We start from the raw sequence: 17,639 nt of genomic DNA, 5'->3' as shown, positions 1-17,639 counted from the left end.
CTACATTTTGTGTGGTTTATTTGTATTTACTGAGTGATTGTTAACGAAAATGACAACATAAATAATAATCATTATCATTCAATTTATGGAAGTGTAACCATTCTCATAAGTATGACTAATATCTATTTACGTGATCTTGATCACAAAAAGTAGGCAAAAGGAGCCGCCAGGCTGACAAAACAGGCTTCCCCACAGCCCTGATTCCGTAGGGAAGTGCTGTTTTCAAGATGTGAATACAGATGACGGGATGCAGAGGCTCAGCCCCGGCACGGTTCTACATTGCGGTCTGGGCATCAAGCCTGAATACACTGACGTTCTCAACCAGCGCGCTGACCTGCTGGTCTAATGCCCGTGCGGACTGGGCTGACTGCTGTGATAAGGTTGCGTTTTGCTGCGTCGCGGCATCCATATGCGTCACCGCCAAATTGACTTGTTCAATACCGGCACTCTGTTCAGCGCTGGCAGCAGAGATATTCTCCATGAGCGTACACAGCTGTTTTACGCTCTCAACGATCGCCTGCATGGATGCCCCCGCGCCTTTTACAAGTGAATTGCCTTGCGCAACCAGCGTCACCGATCGATCCGTGAGTCCCCGAATCTCGCGGGCCGCCGTAGCGGAACGCTGCGCCAGTGCACGGACCTCTGAAGCGACAACGGCAAAACCGCGTCCGTCGTTACCAGCACGGGCGGCTTCTACCGCCGCGTTAAGGGCCAAAATATTCGTCTGGAAAGCAATGCCGTCAATTACCGTAACGATGTCATTAATTTCGCGTGAAAACTGATGGATATCTTCCATGGCAATGACCACTTTTTCGACCACCTCACCGCCATCATCGGCGCGCTGGCGCGTATCACGTGCAATGATGCTGGCATGATGGGCATTTTCTGCATTGATTTTTACAACAGAGGTCAGTTGTTCCATTGACGCCGCCGTTTCTTCCAGCGCACTGGCTTGCGCTTCATTACGTGAAGAAAGCTCACGGCTGCCATGTGCCACCTGATCTGTCGTGGCCGCAATGGCTTCTGTTCCACCGCGAACACCGATCACAATGCGTGTCAGGCTCGTATTCATATCGCGCAGTGCGGCCATCAATTGTGCCGTTTCATCATGTCCGCTGACGCTAATACGGGCGCGCAGGTCACCCGCTGCTACCGTTTTGGCTATCGTGATTGCCTGTTTCAACGGTTGCGTAATGCTCTGGATAAGCCACCATGTAATTCCCGCGCCTACTAACAGGATGCATCCCATTGCGATCAGCAACAGCAGGCGCGTTTGTTGGTAATGCGCAAGGTTACTCGCATCAATGTCCCGATGCATTTCCTGCGCACGCGCTAAGGTCGACGTGACCAGCGCATCGATTTGCTGGGTGGGCGCACGATCAATGCCCGTTACCTGATGATCGACCCGCGCGGGGCTGCTGATGTCGTTGATAACATAGCTGTTCAGCGCCGTCAGGTACTGGCGTTCCAGCCCGGCATGCGCCGCGCGCGCCTGCTCAACCGGGGCAACTGGCAGGTTCAGCTTGGCCTGAATCTGACTGAGCCGGGTCAATAATTGCTGCGTTTTCTGGCTTTCATTCAAAAAGGCCGTTTTATATTTATCAAATGTATTTTGTCCTTGTGTCCCACGCAGCAGAATATTCTTCCACTCCTGCACTTGTATTTTGAACTGCACCTGCGCGCTGCGTGCAGTATCAATACTTTCTGCAATGAGCATCTCCTTTGCCATAACGGCCTGACTGTTCTCTAAAGCCTGTCCGTTAACACGTAATCCGTTCACCCCCATCAACAGGGTTGCAAGCAGCAGCAACGTGGCAAGAAAACCGAGTCTTTGACCAATTTTAAATCGATTGAGCTTCATAAAAACTGTTACCTGATGAATAAATAGGAGAACAAACGTGACTTTCGTCACATTGATTATCGTCCTGGCGGGTAGCAACCTTTATGGAGCCGGTTGAGGAAATAACGTGACACTTTTGTGACAGAAAGCCCCCAAATAGCGACATTTTTACCCATAATATCTTGCCTTGCGCTTTCACAGCCTGTTCGCTTTGACCTGTAACGGAGGTTGCTCAGCGGGCATTACCGGTGCGACCTGCGCACTGGCATATTGCGCTGCGGTACAAACCGTCCGATATCGCGCAAAGACATTGTTAAAATTTCAACATCACACATCGGCTTATTGCAGGTTACAGTACGGTTCCCCGGGTGGCATGCCAGCGATTTACGGGATAATCGCTTTGCAGGTAAGATAAAAAACGGATGCGTCGAGCATGCAACGCCTTCTTTTTTGCCTTTATCAAAGGTCACGAAGTGAAAACGGGCGAGTTGAACGCCCCCGTTACCGGCCACCTTCGCGGTGTAACAGACATATGACGTCCTCCTCAAGGAATACAGGTTCAGAGATGACAATGGAAACCCGCCGCGACGAACGTCTGCGCAAACTCGCTCTGGCACTGAAGCGCACCGATAAACTTCACCTGAAGGATGCCGCCCGGTTGCTGGACGTCTCAGAGATGACGATTCGCCGGGATCTGAGCGAACCGACATCCAGCGTCGTCCTGCTCGGCGGCTATATCGTCAGCGATCCCAGAAGCCAACCCGGTCACTATTTTGTCTCCGATCAGCACGGCCAAAACGCCACCCGCAAACAGCAGCTGGCGCAGGCGGCGGCAGGTCTGATCGGGGAGAACGATACCGTCTTTTTCGACTGCGGGACGACCTTGCCCTATGTGGTGGATGCCATTCCGGATGCCCTGCCCTTCACCGCCATCTGCTGTGCCATGAATACTTTTCTGGCGTTAAAAGAAAAGCCCGCCTGCCATGTCATCCTGAGCGGCGGTGAATTCCATGCGGATAACGCCTTATTCACGCCGGTGGGCGGACAGTGCATTCTGGATGACCTGTGCCCTGACCTGGCCTTTATTTCTGCGGCAGGCGTCAGCCACGATCAGGGCGCGACCTGCTATAACCTCAATGAACTGCCCATGAAACACCACGCCATGCGGCGCGCCCGCCAGCTGATTCTGGTGGCGGACAGCAGTAAATACGGGAAAGTGTTACCGGCCCGCATTGGCGCGCTTTCACGCTTCGACCTGCTGGTCAGCGACAGCGCGCCAGATGCCACGCTGAGTCAGTGGTTAGCGCAACAGTCTATTCCCGTGCGGCTGCCCTGACTTCAGCCTGTCCACCGGCGTTCTGATGCGCGTAGCCCTGTGCCGGGTCGGTCTGACAACGGACATAAATCAAACAGTTATTCTGAACCCGCGGCCGCCATCGAATAATCCCGTCCCCTCGGCTGTGATTAGGCGGCGAAAAAGGCTAAACTTCGACATCATCCAAACGACAAACAGACCCAGAGGCTCAATACAACGTGGCTCAATTCGTCTATAGCATGCATCGCGTTGGCAAAGTGGTACCGCCAAAGCGTCATATTCTGAAAAACATCTCCCTCAGCTTCTTCCCCGGTGCGAAAATTGGCGTACTCGGCCTGAACGGTGCCGGTAAATCGACGCTGCTGCGCATCATGGCAGGCATCGATAAAGACATCGAAGGGGAAGCCCGTCCACAGCCCGGTATCAAAATTGGTTACCTGCCGCAGGAACCGCAGCTCAACCTTGAGCACACCGTGCGTGAATCCGTTGAAGAAGCGCTGTCGGAAGTGGTTGGCGCGCTGAAACGCCTTGATGAGGTTTATGCGCTTTACGCCGAAGAAGATGCGGATTTTGACAAGCTGGCAGCTGAGCAGGGACGTCTGGAAGAGATCATTCAGGCCCACGATGGCCATAACCTGAACACACAGCTGGAACGTGCCGCCGATGCGCTGCGCCTGCCAGACTGGGACGCCAAAATCGCGAACCTGTCCGGTGGTGAACGCCGCCGTGTTGCGCTGTGCCGCCTGCTGCTGGAAAAGCCAGACATGCTGCTGCTGGACGAACCGACGAACCACCTGGACGCCGAATCGGTCGCCTGGCTGGAACGCTTCCTGCATGACTTCGAAGGCACCGTGGTCGCGATTACCCACGACCGTTACTTCCTGGATAACGTTGCCGGCTGGATCCTGGAACTCGACCGTGGTGAGGGGATTCCGTGGGAAGGTAACTACTCTTCATGGCTGGAGCAGAAAGATGCCCGTCTGGCACAGGAAGCTTCGACTGAAGCGGCCCGTCGTAAATCTATCGAGAAAGAGCTGGAGTGGGTACGTAAAGGGCCAAAAGGCCAGCAGTCTAAAGGCAAAGCCCGTCTGGCACGCTTTGAAGAGCTGAACAATACCGACTACCAGAAACGTAACGAAACCAACGAACTGTTTATTCCGCCGGGTGCTCGCCTGGGTGATAAGGTGCTGGAAGTCAGCCACCTGCGTAAATCCTACGGTGATCGCGTGCTGATTGACGATCTGTCCTTCTCGGTACCGAAAGGTGCCATCGTCGGCATCATCGGTCCGAACGGGGCCGGTAAATCCACGCTGTTCCGCATGATGTCCGGTCAGGAACAACCGGATTCCGGTGAGATCGTGCTGGGTGAAACCGTGAAGCTGGCCTCTGTCGATCAGTTCCGTGACAGCATGGATAACGCCAAAACCGTGTGGGAAGAAGTCTCCGGCGGCCAGGACATCATGCGTATCGGCAACACGGAAATGCCAAGCCGCGCCTATGTCGGACGCTTTAACTTTAAAGGCGTCGATCAGGGCAAACGCGTCGGTGAGTTATCCGGTGGTGAGCGGGGCCGTCTGCATCTGGCAAAACTGCTGCAGGTTGGCGGCAACATGCTGCTGCTCGATGAACCGACCAACGACCTGGACATTGAAACCCTGCGCGCGCTGGAAAACGCCCTGCTTGAATTCCCTGGCTGTGCCATGGTGATCTCGCATGACCGTTGGTTCCTTGACCGCATCGCGACGCACATTCTGGACTACCAGGATGAAGGGAAGATCGAGTTCTTCGAAGGTAACTTTACCGAATACGAAGAGTACAAGAAACGCACGCTGGGCGCGGATGCGCTGGAGCCGAAGCGCATCAAGTACAAGCGTATTGCCAAATGATTCAGGGGCGGCAGCAATGCCGCCCTTTTCTTTTCCTCAGCGGTAAAAGTCGCGAAACACCGACGACTGCAACGCAAATTCAATAAACCTCATCAGCGCGGGCGAATTCAGTTTACGACTGGGATAGACCAGCCACAGCTCGTTTCCCTCAACCGTCCATTCCGGTAACACCTGCACCAGGCGCGCATCGCGCATCTCCCCGTCCGTTAAGAAACGCGGCAGTAGCGTAATGCCGGCATGCCCCAGCGCCGATTCGCGGGCATAGAGCAAATTGTCGGTCAGGTGCGCGGGCGGCAGCAGCCAGCGATGATACTGACTGTCGCGTTTAAGCACCCACTCGTTCCAGGCGCGGTGCGCGATACAGCGATGTTCAGCCAGCTGCTGCGGATGAGTAACCGGCGGATGCTGATCGAGATAAGTCTGCGAGGCCACCAGCAATCGCTCGCAGTAGCCGACACGCCGCCCAATCAGAGACGATTCCTGTGGCTGGCCGGTGCGTAAGGCAAGATCAAAGCCATCCTGTACCAGGTCGCGAATCTCGTCTGAAACGGAAATGTCCAGCGTGACATCAGGATAACGCCGTAAAAACGCGGCGTTACAGCGCGCCAGTAGGGTTGCCCCAATGCCCGCCGGACTGGTGATGCGCAGGCGACCGCTGGGATTTTCCCGCAGGTTGGCAATCGCCTGTTCGGCGCGTTCGCTGGCCTGCATCATCTCCTGACAGTGCAGCAGATAACGCTCCCCGGCAAAGGTCAGGTTAAGCTGGCGCGTCGTCCGGTTTAACAGCCGGATGCCCAGCCGCTGCTCAAGCTGGCTGATACGTTGACTGACGCTGGATTTGGGCAAACCTGCCCGCTCTGCCGCAGCGGTAAAGCTGCCGCACTCCGCCACCAGCGCAAACAGCGCCATATCCTGCCACTCACGAAACGCCATTGTTCACCTCAGACGAACACTCTAATAACTATTGTCCATCTTATCAGCCTGGCGGTGGGGTTCTACACTTGAAGAAACACTACAGGAGAATAAATTATGTCTGTCCGCGCGATTGCTGTTGATCCCGAAAACCCAAAAAACTTTACCGAAATTTTCCCGGAAACGCCTGTGCCCGGCGAGTATGACCTGCGTGTCCAGGTAAAAGCCGCCTCGGTCAACCCGGTGGATACCAAGGTGCATAAAGGCGCGATCAAAAATGGTTTGCAGGTGCCGCGTATCCTCGGCTGGGATGCCAGCGGCGTGGTGCTGGAAACCGGCAGCAAAGTCACGGGCTTCAAGCCCGGGGATGAAGTGTACTATGCAGGCGATATTACCCGCCCGGGCAGTAACAGCACCGAACAGTTAGTCGATTCCCGTATCACTGGCCATAAGCCGAAAACGCTCGACTGGGCGGCCTCTGCGGCGATTCCTTTAACGGCGCTTACCGCCTGGGAAGGTTTGTTCGAGCGACTGGATATGGCAGCCGCGCGTGACGATCAAACACTGCTGATCGTTGGCGGCGCAGGCGGTGTAGGCTCTCTGGCGATTCCGCTGGCGAAAATGCGCAGTAAGGCGAAAGTGATTGCCACTGCGTCACGCGAAGACTCTGCCCAGTGGTGCCGCGATCGCGGGGCCGACCTGGTGATCAACTACAAAGACATGCCCGCTGAGCTGGAAAAGCACGGCATTAAGCAGGTCGACTACATTTTCTGCCTTAACGACACTGACGGCCACTGGGAAACCATGAGCCAGCTCATCGCGCCCCAGGGTCATATCTGCACCATCGTCGAGAACGAACATCCGCTGTCAATGGATCAACTGAAGCTTAAGAGCGCCTCGCTGCACTTTGAGTTTATGTACACTCGCAGCATGTTCACCACGCCGGATATGGCGCAACAGGGTGAGATTCTGAACAGCGTTGCCCGCCTGTTAGATGACGGAAAGCTGCAAACCACCCTGAGTGAAACCCTGCACGGGTTAAGTGTGGAAACCCTGGAAGCGGCCCACCAGCGTGTACTGGAAGGCCATATGCGCGGCAAAGTGGTCATGGTTTACTGATCACCTGCGGATGCCGGTCCGTGCGGCATCCGCTCGCCCCGTTTCACGGGGCTTCCTCGGAGGGAGCCACAGGCGCGGTAAAAGCCTGCGGGTTCCCCTCATCGTCCAGCGCCGTGTAATCAACAAGGATCTGGCTCGCCGCGGAAGGCGACGCGTTTCCCATCAGGGGATACTCTTTGCTGGAAAAAGGCGCGAGCGTTTTATCCCCGTCCAGATAAACGGTGTAGCCTTTTCCGCCTGCCCGCACGGTCATTTTGCCCGGCGTGAAAAAGTAGCCACTACGGTTGGTGGCACGAATGAAAACCTGCCCCTGCATTTTCCTGACCTGAAAGGTGACGGCGTTCACCCGTGCCGTAAACGGTATCGCCTTCTTAAACGGTCTGTTGATCACTTTAAGTTGGGTATTCAGCGCCATGCTGATCTTATCGCTGCCCGGCTGTATCGTTCCTTTTTTTACGGCGCTGATTTCGTACAGATTGAGCCAGTAAAGGGATTCCCGATCCTGTGGCAGCGTTGCGGCCAGCTCAGTGCGTAAAACGGTAATCTGTTTTTTTTCATCTTTGTTCAGCGTAAAAACGCCGGGAAGCGCGACAAAAGGAAAGGCTTTACTGCCCGGCGATTTTTCCGGTGCGCCGCTGTCGACCCAGGTCTGGATCAGCACGGGTGCGTCGCCGCTGTTAACCAGCAGTAACGGGGTTTGCACCTCGCCGGGATGGAAGATCAGTCGGCTTTGCTGCGGAATTACCGCGGCCTGAGCGTTAATCACGATACACATCCATAACCAAAGAAACGTTTTCATCTTATTGCAGCCGAATGAGGATAGATGCGGTTGCATCAACATGGCCCGCCGTCACCGTTTTACCCGGGAGCTTTGTTAGACGGGCGTTGAAAGTACGCTGATACAGTTTCTCGTCATTCTGCTGGCTGCCGCTGATCACCTGCGCGTCCTCCAGCACCGGTCGCCAGCCCGCACTCCCGCTGAAGCTGCTCCAGCTTAAAAAGGAGACGGGCTGGCCACCTGACGTTTCCAACTGAATGCCCACGCCTTTCGCCAGCGACGGTAAACTGTCGTAATGATCGGACACCAGGTAGCGCGAAAGACCGTCTCCCGTCGTCAGTCCCAACTGCTGCGCCTGCAGCCACGCGGCGTAGCTCGGTTGAAACCCCAGAGACAGCTGACCCGACTGAACGCCAGAGAGGTTTTCGGTTCCGTTCGCACAGGCCAGCGTAATGCTGAGCGGCGCCGTCACCGCCTGGCCTTCATTGAGCGCATTGATGCTGATGCCGGGGAAAAGGACGTTTGCGGTATAATTCTCCACCCGGCAGCCCTGGGTCATATTTTGCGTCAGAGTGGCGACCGGCGCGGTATTCATCCCAAAGGCCATGTAACGTCCGGTTCCCCAGGTTTCAAAATGGTTCCAGCTGTCCTGACCCGCTTCGGGCACATTCATCCCCGGCCCCATAAACACCACATAGCCATTGGGCTGGTTGCAACTGTAGGAGCCAGTGTAATTATCAGCCGCCGCCCAGAGGCAGCCCCACGACGCGTAACCCGGCGTACGGTTGTTGCTGTCGGTACGAATGAGCTCCGCGCTGATGGGGCTGAAATCGCGCCCCCTGATCTTGATTTTGTTCCCGTCTATCTCATACTGCGTGAGCGGCACTTTTTGCCAGATACGGGTAAAAGGCTTACCACTGCGCACGTGAACCAGCTTTAATGCAGTAAAAGGAAAATAGGTCTGGAAATAGTTGTCCCCCATGTCCCAGGCACCGCCAACGTTGCTGTCACCGTTAGTGGCGAAGACTTCAAACAGTTGGTCTTTATCAGCAAGGTCACACTCGTACAACACGCGATCGGGATTGTTGTTAGCAACAGACGGCACCACCCGGAACACCGAACGGGCCAGCACGGTGCCGGCGGGCTGATAGCGAAGATTCATTAACCCGATATTGCCGAAATTCAGGGGCGCACCGCAGGCATCACAGCCCTGATCGACCGGGTTGACCCGGGTGCAGGTCGCGTAAGCCGGGAGCCATGCGGTCAAAAAAAAGAATGTCATTACCGCTAAAACGCGTTTCATCATTAACACCTTAGAATCTAAAAACGACAGACGGCATCCGCGTAGGTCATCACCGCGTCAGGTTCAGGTTGAGGAATGTGGTAATCCATCACACAGGACGATTGCGCATCGTCACCCCAGACGGCTTTCAGTCGGCCCTGGGTTTTCGCCACACGTAACCAGGCATTGCCGCCCTGGCCAAACGTGCCCACGCGCTTGCCCGTCTCATCCAGCAGATCCGCGCCCACAGGCACCATAGCATCGCGATTCGTACGGGTTTTCAGCATCAGGGGATAACCGCGTAAGGTTCTGAACGACACCTTCACCATCGCACCGGCATAAGGCGCGACACTTTTTTCGCTGTCCTGAATTTCCACATGACCATCGCTGCCGCTGGCACCCAGCGTAATGGTGTTGTAGTGATACGGGTTGAGCGAAGGGACCAGCGCATAGCCAAAGCGATCGATTTCACTGCCCTGGCTGTTCAGGATCCGTGCGCCCCTGGCCCCTTTCGCCTCGACGAGGGCGAAGGTATCGCCCAGATAATGGCCTAACGTCACACCACCGCTGTGGATCACCGCCGCCCCCATGGCGTTAACGGACATCTGATTAAACCGTGAAGAGGTCGAGGCAGTACCGGTCACGCTGGCCTCAGAAAAGGTTTTGCCCAGACTGCCGCTTACTGTCGTGTCACGCTGCTGCTGATCGCGATTTACATTCAGGCTGTAGCTGGTGCCGCTCTCACCACTCAGCCCGCTGAGCGACGCTGTGTAATTACTGCCGTTCTGGCTTCCACGGGATCCCCCCAGAGCCAGGTAAGGTGAAGTGGCGTCCGTGCCCAGCGGCACAGAGACACTGACCTGTAACTGGGTATCTTTATAAAACGTCTCGTCTGCGTACTGAGCCATGACAGCTCTGCGCGGATCGGTGGCATAGGCTCTGCGCGAATACTGGCGGGACAGGGAAATATTCAGTGCGATGTTTTTGGGCAGCACCGTGCCATAACCGACCTGAAACTGTGTCGTCCGTGAGCGACCGTCATAGTAATTTTGCTTCGAGCCGGAGAGATAGATGTTGCCCCACTGCCCCAGCGTCTGATTCAGGGTCATCTGCAGGCGGGTACGCTGCATATATTCGCTGGTAATACTGTTGCGGCCCGGCGTTTCCGCATTATTCAGTGCAATCACGTCGTTGAGATCGCGGTAACCCTGGGTGGAATACTGGTAGCCCGCAAACGTCAGAGTGGTATTCGTGGGCTGAAATGTCCGGCTGTAACTCAGTGCGTAACGCCATCCCTGGGTCGACTCACCGCCGTTCAGAACCGCGCTGGAATACGCGCTGTTAAATCCCACGGCCCCTATGTCTGAAGCCCAGACGCCGCCAGCCAGCACGGCATGATAGCGTTCGCCCAGCCTGACGCCGCCGTTCAGCGTAATGGCATTGCTCAGGCCGTGCCTGACGGTTAACTCAGTAAAGGTGTTGGCTTTGCTGTAATCCCTGACTTTACCGGCGGCAAAGTTGTAGTCTGTCCGGCCTGGACGCAGCGACTGCGGTAAGACCGCATACGGCACGCTAAAACGATGCAGGCTGCCGTCAGACTCCTGAACCTCCACGCTGAGATCGCCGCCATAGCTCACCGGGCTCAGATCATTGATCGTAAACGGCCCTGGCGGCACGGTTGTCTGATATATCCGTTGCTTGCCCTGCCAGACCGTCACGCGGGCATTGCTGTTTGCCACGCCGCGTACCAGCGGTGCGTAACCCCGAACAGAATCCGGCAGCATACGGTCATCAGAGTCCAGACTGACCCCGTTGAAACTGACCGCCGTAAACAGATCGCCGTTACTGAAAAGCTCGCCTATGCCCGCCTCACTTCGCAATGACGGCAGCGCACGTTGTACCCAGGCCCTGGCGCTTTGCCAGCGATTGCCGACCTCGTCATGCGTAAAGTTTCCCTGTTGACGAAAACGCCACATGCCGACATTGATGCCACTGTTAATACCCAGATACGTGGATTCGAAACGCTGCGCATTTTTATAATCGGAATAGAACTGGTTCAGATTGTAATTCACGAATCCCATGGTCGTGCCCGCCGTCAGGTTTTCGGGCGCGATATAGCCGACGGGCCGCTGAACCCGCATCGCCTGTGGGACGGTAACGTCTACACGCAGGCTGCCCGTATTCACGTTAACTGACGCGCCCGTCAAAAGCGCATCGGGCCTGGCACAGTCTTTCGCCTTGAGCGCAGTGAGATAGTGGGCTTTGACGCCGAAGGCCTGATAAAAGGACAACGGCAGGCATACCGAAAGCGCTCTGCCCGCACGAACGATATCAACCGACGTGGACTGTTGAAATTTACCGTTGAGATAAAGATCGACATCATAGCGGCCGGGCTGGAACCAGGCGTCCTGCACATTGTCAGGCATCGCAATCTGTCCAGGCAGCATTTCGCGCACTAAGGCAGGATCAAACAGATAGTCAGCCTGACCTTCAGCCGCCTGACCGCCCCGGAGGAAAAGCAGACTCAAAGCGAACAATAAGAATAATGAGACTATATTCATTTCTGCTACTTTTCGTTCACGTTTATTCTTTCGTCGGCACCAAAATCATTAATAAGAACGGCGTTAAGCGTATATCCCTGAAGGGATGACTGGCCTTTTAACGTAATACGCTGCTCACTAAACGGTGCCAGCGTCACGGCTTCATGCCAGGGAACACGGTTATTTCCTTTGACCAACGCAAAAGATCGAATATTGGCGTAAAAGGGCGAGGCATTGCGGAAGATGATGTCATGTCCCTGAATATGGTATGAGAGCGCATTCTTCAGGTTATCCATGGAAAAATTCAGTCCATTTGGGCGAACGATAACCTTTACTCTGTTCTTAATAATCAAATAGAGTTTATTCTTATCCTCCAGCCCTTTTTTTAACGAGGGGATCTCGGTGTAATCCATATAAAACAGTGACTCTCTGTCCTGAGGAAGATTATTCTCCGTCACGTTGAGCTTTACCGTTTGGCCGGCTTCAGGAGCAATCCTGAATATTTGCGGCAACGCCACAAAAGGTGGGACAGAATGATTATTGAGATTGATCGCCTGAATCTGAATCAGCGCTGGCTGATCGCCAGTATTCGTAAACTGAAGCGTTTTTTCTTTTTTCGCACCCTCTACAATGACGCGCGTGCCATTTAATACGACGCTTGCCTGACAAAACATGGCTGAAAAGGCCAGAAAAAGAAGAACAAGAGACTTCAACACAGGGTTCTCCTGCCCCCTTAAAAGAAGGGGGCCTGATGATTAGGGATAGCTGACAGAATATTGAACGCTACTTAAAACCGTACCGGCGCCCGCCTTTCCAGAGTCGCTGTAATAGACGACTGAAAAGTTTTGCGATGCGCTGGTGCTTCCGCTTTCCAGCGTCATACCGGTGACCCTGGCCGTCCCACCCGACAAATCTATCGCGTTGTCGTTACTGTCCAGTAAACGCAGCGCCACGTTTTCGGCGGTGCCGGTATTGAGTAAATCGCCGGTGGGTGAAATATTATTGCCAGCCAGATTAATTGCCATTGCCTGTGTTGATCCGGCGTCCGGTGCGACGCAACCGGTTAAGTTAATCGTAAAAGGTGTTTTACCGGCGGTTGATTTTGCTGTACTCAGCTCGGCCGTTGAAACGGTCGGCAGCAAAATAATCGGGCTGCCGGTTGCATCATTAACATTAACGTTACAGGTTTGTGCATTGACCTCGCCCTGAAAGCGAATTGTATTTTCTGAGGCTGCAAAAACATGGCAAGACATTAAACTCGCACTACAAACAACAAGCGTCATGCAGCGTGAAAAAGAGCTGGCTTTCATTGATTCCCTCTTATGATTTTTGATGAATAAAGATGCGCATTGGCGGCGAGGATCATAAGGCGCACGGCAGGGGAACGGTGTGTGAAATGTTCTGAGCTTATGTGAAGGAATGCACCATCAAATAGAAAGATATTTAAATTCAATTAGATGGTGTTAATCCTCTGTTACTGAAATGAGAGTCCCCTTAAGATAACCACAGGCCGGGAACCCACAAAGAACATTAACGATCGCCACGTTTTATGGCTTATTTTTCGCAGAGGTAAAGCGGAACAGGGCCCGAATAAAATGTCCAGGTGTCAATACCCGTCCTTTTGATGACAAAGGGAAACGTCGCCCCCACGTTAATAAAAAATGCCGGCAGCCACTTTTGCTGTTCCTGCTGGGACATTTGATTATCCGGGGACGATTCAATTAATGTTGACCGGGCAAGGTACAGATCGCCCTCGCGCTGATAAGTAAACCGGATAATTTTGCTCAGACGAGTAACGTTATTATCGTGATCGGTGAGTCGGCCGGTGATGGCGATAACACCGTGCCCCTCTCGCATATCATGAGAGGTGATGACGGAAAATGTCTCACCATTTCTGATGTAATTACTGTTTGCAATACAATGGACAGAATCCTGTCTGAATAAAAACACGACAATGCCTGCTGCTGTCATCACGATTACAGCCAACAGAAAGGTTAACTTCACTACTTACTCCTTATATAATAATACGAAATACAGTCGGGGGAACCGAAAAACGAGAGTGCATTTTTACATTGCAGTACCGAAATGCGTTCACCATTGGTAAATGCCGTGATATAAATCTTTCGTCGTTCTGTACAACTGACTTTACTGTCAACGGCGATGCGCGCGACCAGGCCATTACCGGCTTTTTCATTGGCGTATATTTCACATCCATTCATATCAAACCGTTTAATAAAAATCATCTCGTTGCGGTGAAGTGAAAAGGTCATGATGGCAAAACCACAAACCAGTATCGTCATCACCGCCAGTCCCGTGATAAAAAGATGCCGTGTCGAAATAGCATAGCGATAAGCGCCTTTGCTGACAGTGAATTCAGCAGGATCAGGACGGCTGATGGGCTGTTGAGATTCTGGCTCAGAATACGGTGCGTTCTTAATAAGGTTTTCTGAAATATCCTCATCATCCTGAATAACGGATTCCGTTGTATCGCACGCACTCGTCTCTTCACCGGACGTAGCGAAGGGCGGAATATTCTGTTCGTCTTTCTGGTCGTTTTTTCCTGCCCCAGCGTCCTCATCAGCAGGCGCAATTGTCGACTCCTCAATAAGAATCGCATTTGCCAGCATGAAGCCACGGCGTGGAATGGTCCTGATCACATCCTGACGGATATTGCATGCCAACAGCGCTTTTCTGATGAGCGAAATACTTTGATATAACGCATTGGCACTGACCTCCATCCCAAACCGTCGCCAGGCATACTGATAAAACGCCTCATGATCGACAATTTCGCCCTGCCGCGCGATCAGCAATTCAAAACAATATGAGACTGAAGAATGCAGCTTCAGCACCTGATTATTACCAATAATTTCCCTTTTCCCAGGATAAAAAACCACTTCATTACCAATACTTATCTTTTTCATATTATTAAATCCGGATATATCCTTATTTCTGTCTTATGAATGCTCCCTTAATATAAGCCAGTAAATAATATTGAACTTACATTTAACATAAACAAACAGAAGAAATAAAATAATTTCAGACTTTAAATACGAAATAATGTTACTCAGGAATTCAAAATTCTTTATTTTGTTTGTGTATGTTACGTACGTTATTTGGCGGGCGCGGTATTTCGCAAAGCATTATTTTTTGTAATCAAAAAGGCGGGAAAATAACAGGGGCAGAAAACAGGACGTGAGGAGCGGCAGGGTGTCCCCTCACCGCCCCGGCGTGCAGGCAAAAACCTCAAAGGGCGCTTTGTTCGCCCAGCATACCTTTCACCAGTTCAATACAGCGCAGGAAGCGCGCGTCATAATCTTCTTCCTGCACATGAACAAAGTCGATGTTGTTTTCACCTAACATCGCTATCAACATGCTCTGGAACTCGCGGCGATCGACAGAGCTGCCCAGGCTGCGTAACCCGTCCGCTACCCAGGGTACGTTGTTTTCCAGCAGGATCACCAGATCGAAGCGATACTCGTCAATCATGGCCTGAACAAACGGATGCTCACGGCCTTCATACTTTTTACAAAATGCCTGGGTCGTGACGAAATCGGTATCAATAAATGCCACTTTATTGGCATATTTCACCGCAAAATCGATGTACTGTGCATGGCCCAGCGCGATCTTGTCGTAGTCTGAATACTGAAGCGCCATCTCATCGCCGCCCAGATGTGAAAAGACATAGTCGCGGCCATATTCCCAGGCGCTGGACGTGTTAAAGATGTTCGCCAGCTTATTCACCAGCATCGATTTCCCACTCGACTCACCGCCCAGAATGGCCACGGTGCGCACAAAGAAGGGCTTCACTTCGGTGGGGATGTAATCCCAGAAGCGGAAAGGATCCTGACGAATCTGCGCGCCGCTGATATTCATAAACGATCGGTTCGGATCGATCAGTATGGTTTGAATGCCCAGATGCTGTTGATACATCTCAGCATCAGGTGCCTCACTGGTATAGACGCAGTCTGCCGCAATCCCCTGCTCTTCCAGAAAGATCTTTACCCCTGCGCTCCACACATCCCAGCCATGAGGATAGGGCTCAATCCCCTCTTCATCGAAGGCGTGAATGCGAATATTTTTCTGGTACTTAAAGGTTTGCAGTAACCAACGCAGACGATCACTGACGGTGGGCTGCTGCGACATGGCGCTGTTTTCAAACAGGCTCAGATCGCGCGGCTCGTCGTAGCCCATGATGATATGCAGCTCATCGACCTGACTACAGGCGCGCTGAATCAGATAGATATGGCCAGTATGGAGCGGATAAAACTTGCCAAAAATCACCCCTATTTTTTTATCGCGACGGGGGAATTCCAGGCCGAGAAAACGGTGCAGTGCCTCCAGCTTTTGCGCGCTGGGGCTTTTAATTTTCGCGTTAAGCAGTTGGCTTAAATACCCTTTGGTCATGCCACTGGCATCGGCCACCTGTTGAAGCGTGTGGCCCTGCTGGCGAATCGCCGTTTTTAAATAATCAAACGCCGACATGTGGTGCCTCCTGCAAACAATGTTCAACGAGGGGAAGAGCGTAGCCTGTCGTCTGCCCGGTGACCATACGGCCACCGGACAAACGGACTCGCTTAGAGATCATCAAGGATAGCCAACGCATCCGCCAGCTTCTTCGCGCTGTATACGCGCATGCCCTCAATCGGCTTTTTCGGTGCGTTACCCGCCGGCACGATCGCCCGCTTAAAGCCATGTTTAGCCGCTTCAGCAATGCGCTCCTGTCCGCTGGGCACCGGACGAATCTCTCCGGCCAGTCCGACCTCGCCAAAGATAACCAGATCCTGCGGCAAAGGGCGATCGCGCAGGCTGGACACCATCGACAGCATCAGGGCCAGGTCAGCACTGGTTTCCGTGACTTTCACGCCGCCGACCACGTTGACGAAGACATCCTGATCCGCCATTTGCAAACCGCCATGACGATGCAGCACTGCCAGCAGAATGGCCAGGCGGTTCTGTTCCAGACCGACCGCAACCCGACGCGGATTGCCCATCATCGAATGATCCACCAGCGCCTGAATCTCAACCAGTAAAGGACGGGTGCCTTCCCATAACACCATGACCGAACTGCCGGACGTGATCTCTTCACCACGCGACAGGAAAATGGCGGACGGGTTGCTCACCTCACGCATGCCCTGCTCGGTCATGGCAAATACGCCAAGTTCATTGACGGCACCAAAGCGGTTTTTATGGCTACGTAACGTCCGGAAGCGGGAATCGGCATCGCCGTCCAGCAGGACGGAGCAGTCAATGCAGTGCTCCAGAACTTTTGGCCCGGCCAGCGATCCGTCTTTGGTCACATGGCCCACCATGATAATTGCCACGCCACGGGTTTTAGCGAAACGCGTCAGATAGGCGGCCGTTTCACGCACCTGCGCCACGCTGCCCGGCGACGACTGGATATCCGCCATGTGCATCACCTGAATCGAGTCGATCACCATGATTTGCGGCTGCTCCTGCTCCGCAATCAGGCAGATCTGCTCAATGCTGGTTTCCGACAGCATGTTCAGATTGTCACTCGGCAATCCCAGACGATGGGCGCGCATAGCGACCTGCTGTAATGACTCCTCACCGGTGACGTAGAGGGTTTTCATGCTCTCGGCTAAACGGCACATCACCTGCAACAGCAGCGTCGATTTCCCGGCGCCGGGGTTACCGCCAATCAGAATGGCACTGCCCGGCACCACACCGCCACCCAGCACGCGGTCAAACTCTTTAAAACTGGTCGAAAAACGGGGCAAGGCTTCCAGACTGATTTCGGACAGCTTTTGCACCCGACTGGTTCCGGCATTGCCTGCATAACCGCTGAGGCGCTCATTGCGCGCCGCCGCCGGTGAGGCCGCAATACGGACCTCGGTAATCGTGTTCCAGGCGTGACAGGCGCTGCACTGCCCCTGCCAGCGTGGATAATCTGCGCCGCACTCGTTACAGACAAATGCGCGTTTTGCCGCTTTGGCCAAAACAACTCCT

General features: G+C 53.7%; 14 protein-coding genes. 3 read left to right on the top strand and 11 right to left on the bottom strand.

Features of this window, described 5'->3' with window-relative positions; translation table 11 throughout:
• Positions 1-274: 274 nt before the first annotated feature.
• Positions 275-1,861: a methyl-accepting chemotaxis protein gene (locus C7434_RS12945; protein WP_133745518.1), complete on the bottom strand. Its 1,587-nt coding sequence runs from the start codon at positions 1,859-1,861 to the stop codon at positions 275-277.
• A gap of 550 nt (positions 1,862-2,411) precedes the next feature.
• Between C7434_RS12945 and deoR the strand changes: the two genes are divergently transcribed.
• The gene (gene deoR, locus C7434_RS12940; RefSeq protein WP_133745558.1) at positions 2,412-3,176 is read left to right on the top strand and encodes a DNA-binding transcriptional repressor DeoR; all 765 of its coding nucleotides are present in this window, start codon (positions 2,412-2,414) and stop codon (positions 3,174-3,176) included.
• Positions 3,177-3,373: 197 nt separating this feature from the next.
• Complete coding sequence (gene ettA / locus C7434_RS12935; RefSeq protein WP_006118292.1) at positions 3,374-5,041, top strand: energy-dependent translational throttle protein EttA; 1,668 nt, start codon at positions 3,374-3,376, stop codon at positions 5,039-5,041.
• Between the two features lie 36 nt (positions 5,042-5,077).
• Here ettA and C7434_RS12930 read toward each other — a convergent pair whose 3' ends face one another.
• Complete coding sequence (locus C7434_RS12930) at positions 5,078-5,974, bottom strand: LysR family transcriptional regulator (RefSeq protein ID WP_033740197.1); 897 nt, start codon at positions 5,972-5,974, stop codon at positions 5,078-5,080.
• 96 nt (positions 5,975-6,070) lie between these two features.
• Between C7434_RS12930 and C7434_RS12925 the strand changes: the two genes are divergently transcribed.
• A complete protein-coding gene (locus C7434_RS12925) occupies positions 6,071-7,072 on the top strand; it encodes a zinc-binding alcohol dehydrogenase family protein (RefSeq protein WP_006118291.1) in 1,002 nt (333 codons plus the stop codon).
• 43 nt (positions 7,073-7,115) lie between these two features.
• Here the strand turns inward: C7434_RS12925 and C7434_RS12920 are convergent, their stop codons facing one another.
• The 9 genes from C7434_RS12920 to radA all read right to left on the bottom strand — a co-directional run bounded on the left by C7434_RS12920 (position 7,116) and on the right by radA (position 17,629).
• Complete coding sequence (locus C7434_RS12920; RefSeq protein WP_006118290.1) at positions 7,116-7,871, bottom strand: molecular chaperone; 756 nt, start codon at positions 7,869-7,871, stop codon at positions 7,116-7,118.
• A 1-nt stretch (position 7,872) separates the two neighbouring features.
• A complete protein-coding gene (locus C7434_RS12915) occupies positions 7,873-9,156 on the bottom strand; it encodes a fimbrial protein (RefSeq protein WP_033740196.1) in 1,284 nt (427 codons plus the stop codon).
• A gap of 14 nt (positions 9,157-9,170) precedes the next feature.
• The gene (locus C7434_RS12910; RefSeq protein WP_033740194.1) at positions 9,171-11,693 is read right to left on the bottom strand and encodes a fimbria/pilus outer membrane usher protein; all 2,523 of its coding nucleotides are present in this window, start codon (positions 11,691-11,693) and stop codon (positions 9,171-9,173) included.
• A 5-nt stretch (positions 11,694-11,698) separates the two neighbouring features.
• Positions 11,699-12,388 (bottom strand): molecular chaperone, encoded by a 690-nt coding sequence (locus C7434_RS12905; RefSeq protein WP_033740193.1) that lies wholly within the window; start codon positions 12,386-12,388, stop codon positions 11,699-11,701.
• 39 nt (positions 12,389-12,427) lie between these two features.
• Positions 12,428-12,925, bottom strand: coding sequence for a fimbrial protein (locus C7434_RS12900; protein ID WP_226374626.1), 498 nt, complete (start codon positions 12,923-12,925; stop codon positions 12,428-12,430).
• A 301-nt stretch (positions 12,926-13,226) separates the two neighbouring features.
• Positions 13,227-13,676 (bottom strand): hypothetical protein, encoded by a 450-nt coding sequence (locus C7434_RS12895; RefSeq protein ID WP_006121842.1) that lies wholly within the window; start codon positions 13,674-13,676, stop codon positions 13,227-13,229.
• Positions 13,676-14,593, bottom strand: a complete 918-nt coding sequence (locus C7434_RS12890) for a winged helix-turn-helix domain-containing protein (RefSeq protein WP_033740189.1) — start codon at positions 14,591-14,593, stop codon at positions 13,676-13,678. The genes C7434_RS12895 and C7434_RS12890 overlap by 1 nt, the downstream gene beginning before the upstream one ends.
• 322 nt (positions 14,594-14,915) lie before the next feature.
• A complete protein-coding gene (nadR, locus tag C7434_RS12885; RefSeq protein WP_006121839.1) occupies positions 14,916-16,154 on the bottom strand; it encodes a multifunctional transcriptional regulator/nicotinamide-nucleotide adenylyltransferase/ribosylnicotinamide kinase NadR in 1,239 nt (412 codons plus the stop codon).
• 92 nt (positions 16,155-16,246) lie between these two features.
• Positions 16,247-17,629 carry a DNA repair protein RadA gene (gene radA / locus C7434_RS12880; protein WP_006121838.1) on the bottom strand — a complete coding sequence of 461 codons (1,383 nt, stop codon included), beginning with the start codon at positions 17,627-17,629 and terminating at the stop codon, positions 16,247-16,249.
• Positions 17,630-17,639: the final 10 nt, after the last annotated feature.

Source organism: Pantoea sp. PNA 14-12 (assembly GCF_004364735.1).
Taxonomy (GTDB): domain Bacteria; phylum Pseudomonadota; class Gammaproteobacteria; order Enterobacterales; family Enterobacteriaceae; genus Pantoea; species Pantoea stewartii.
Note: the sequence above shows the minus strand (reverse complement) of the source record. Positions and strands in the feature narration are given on the sequence as shown.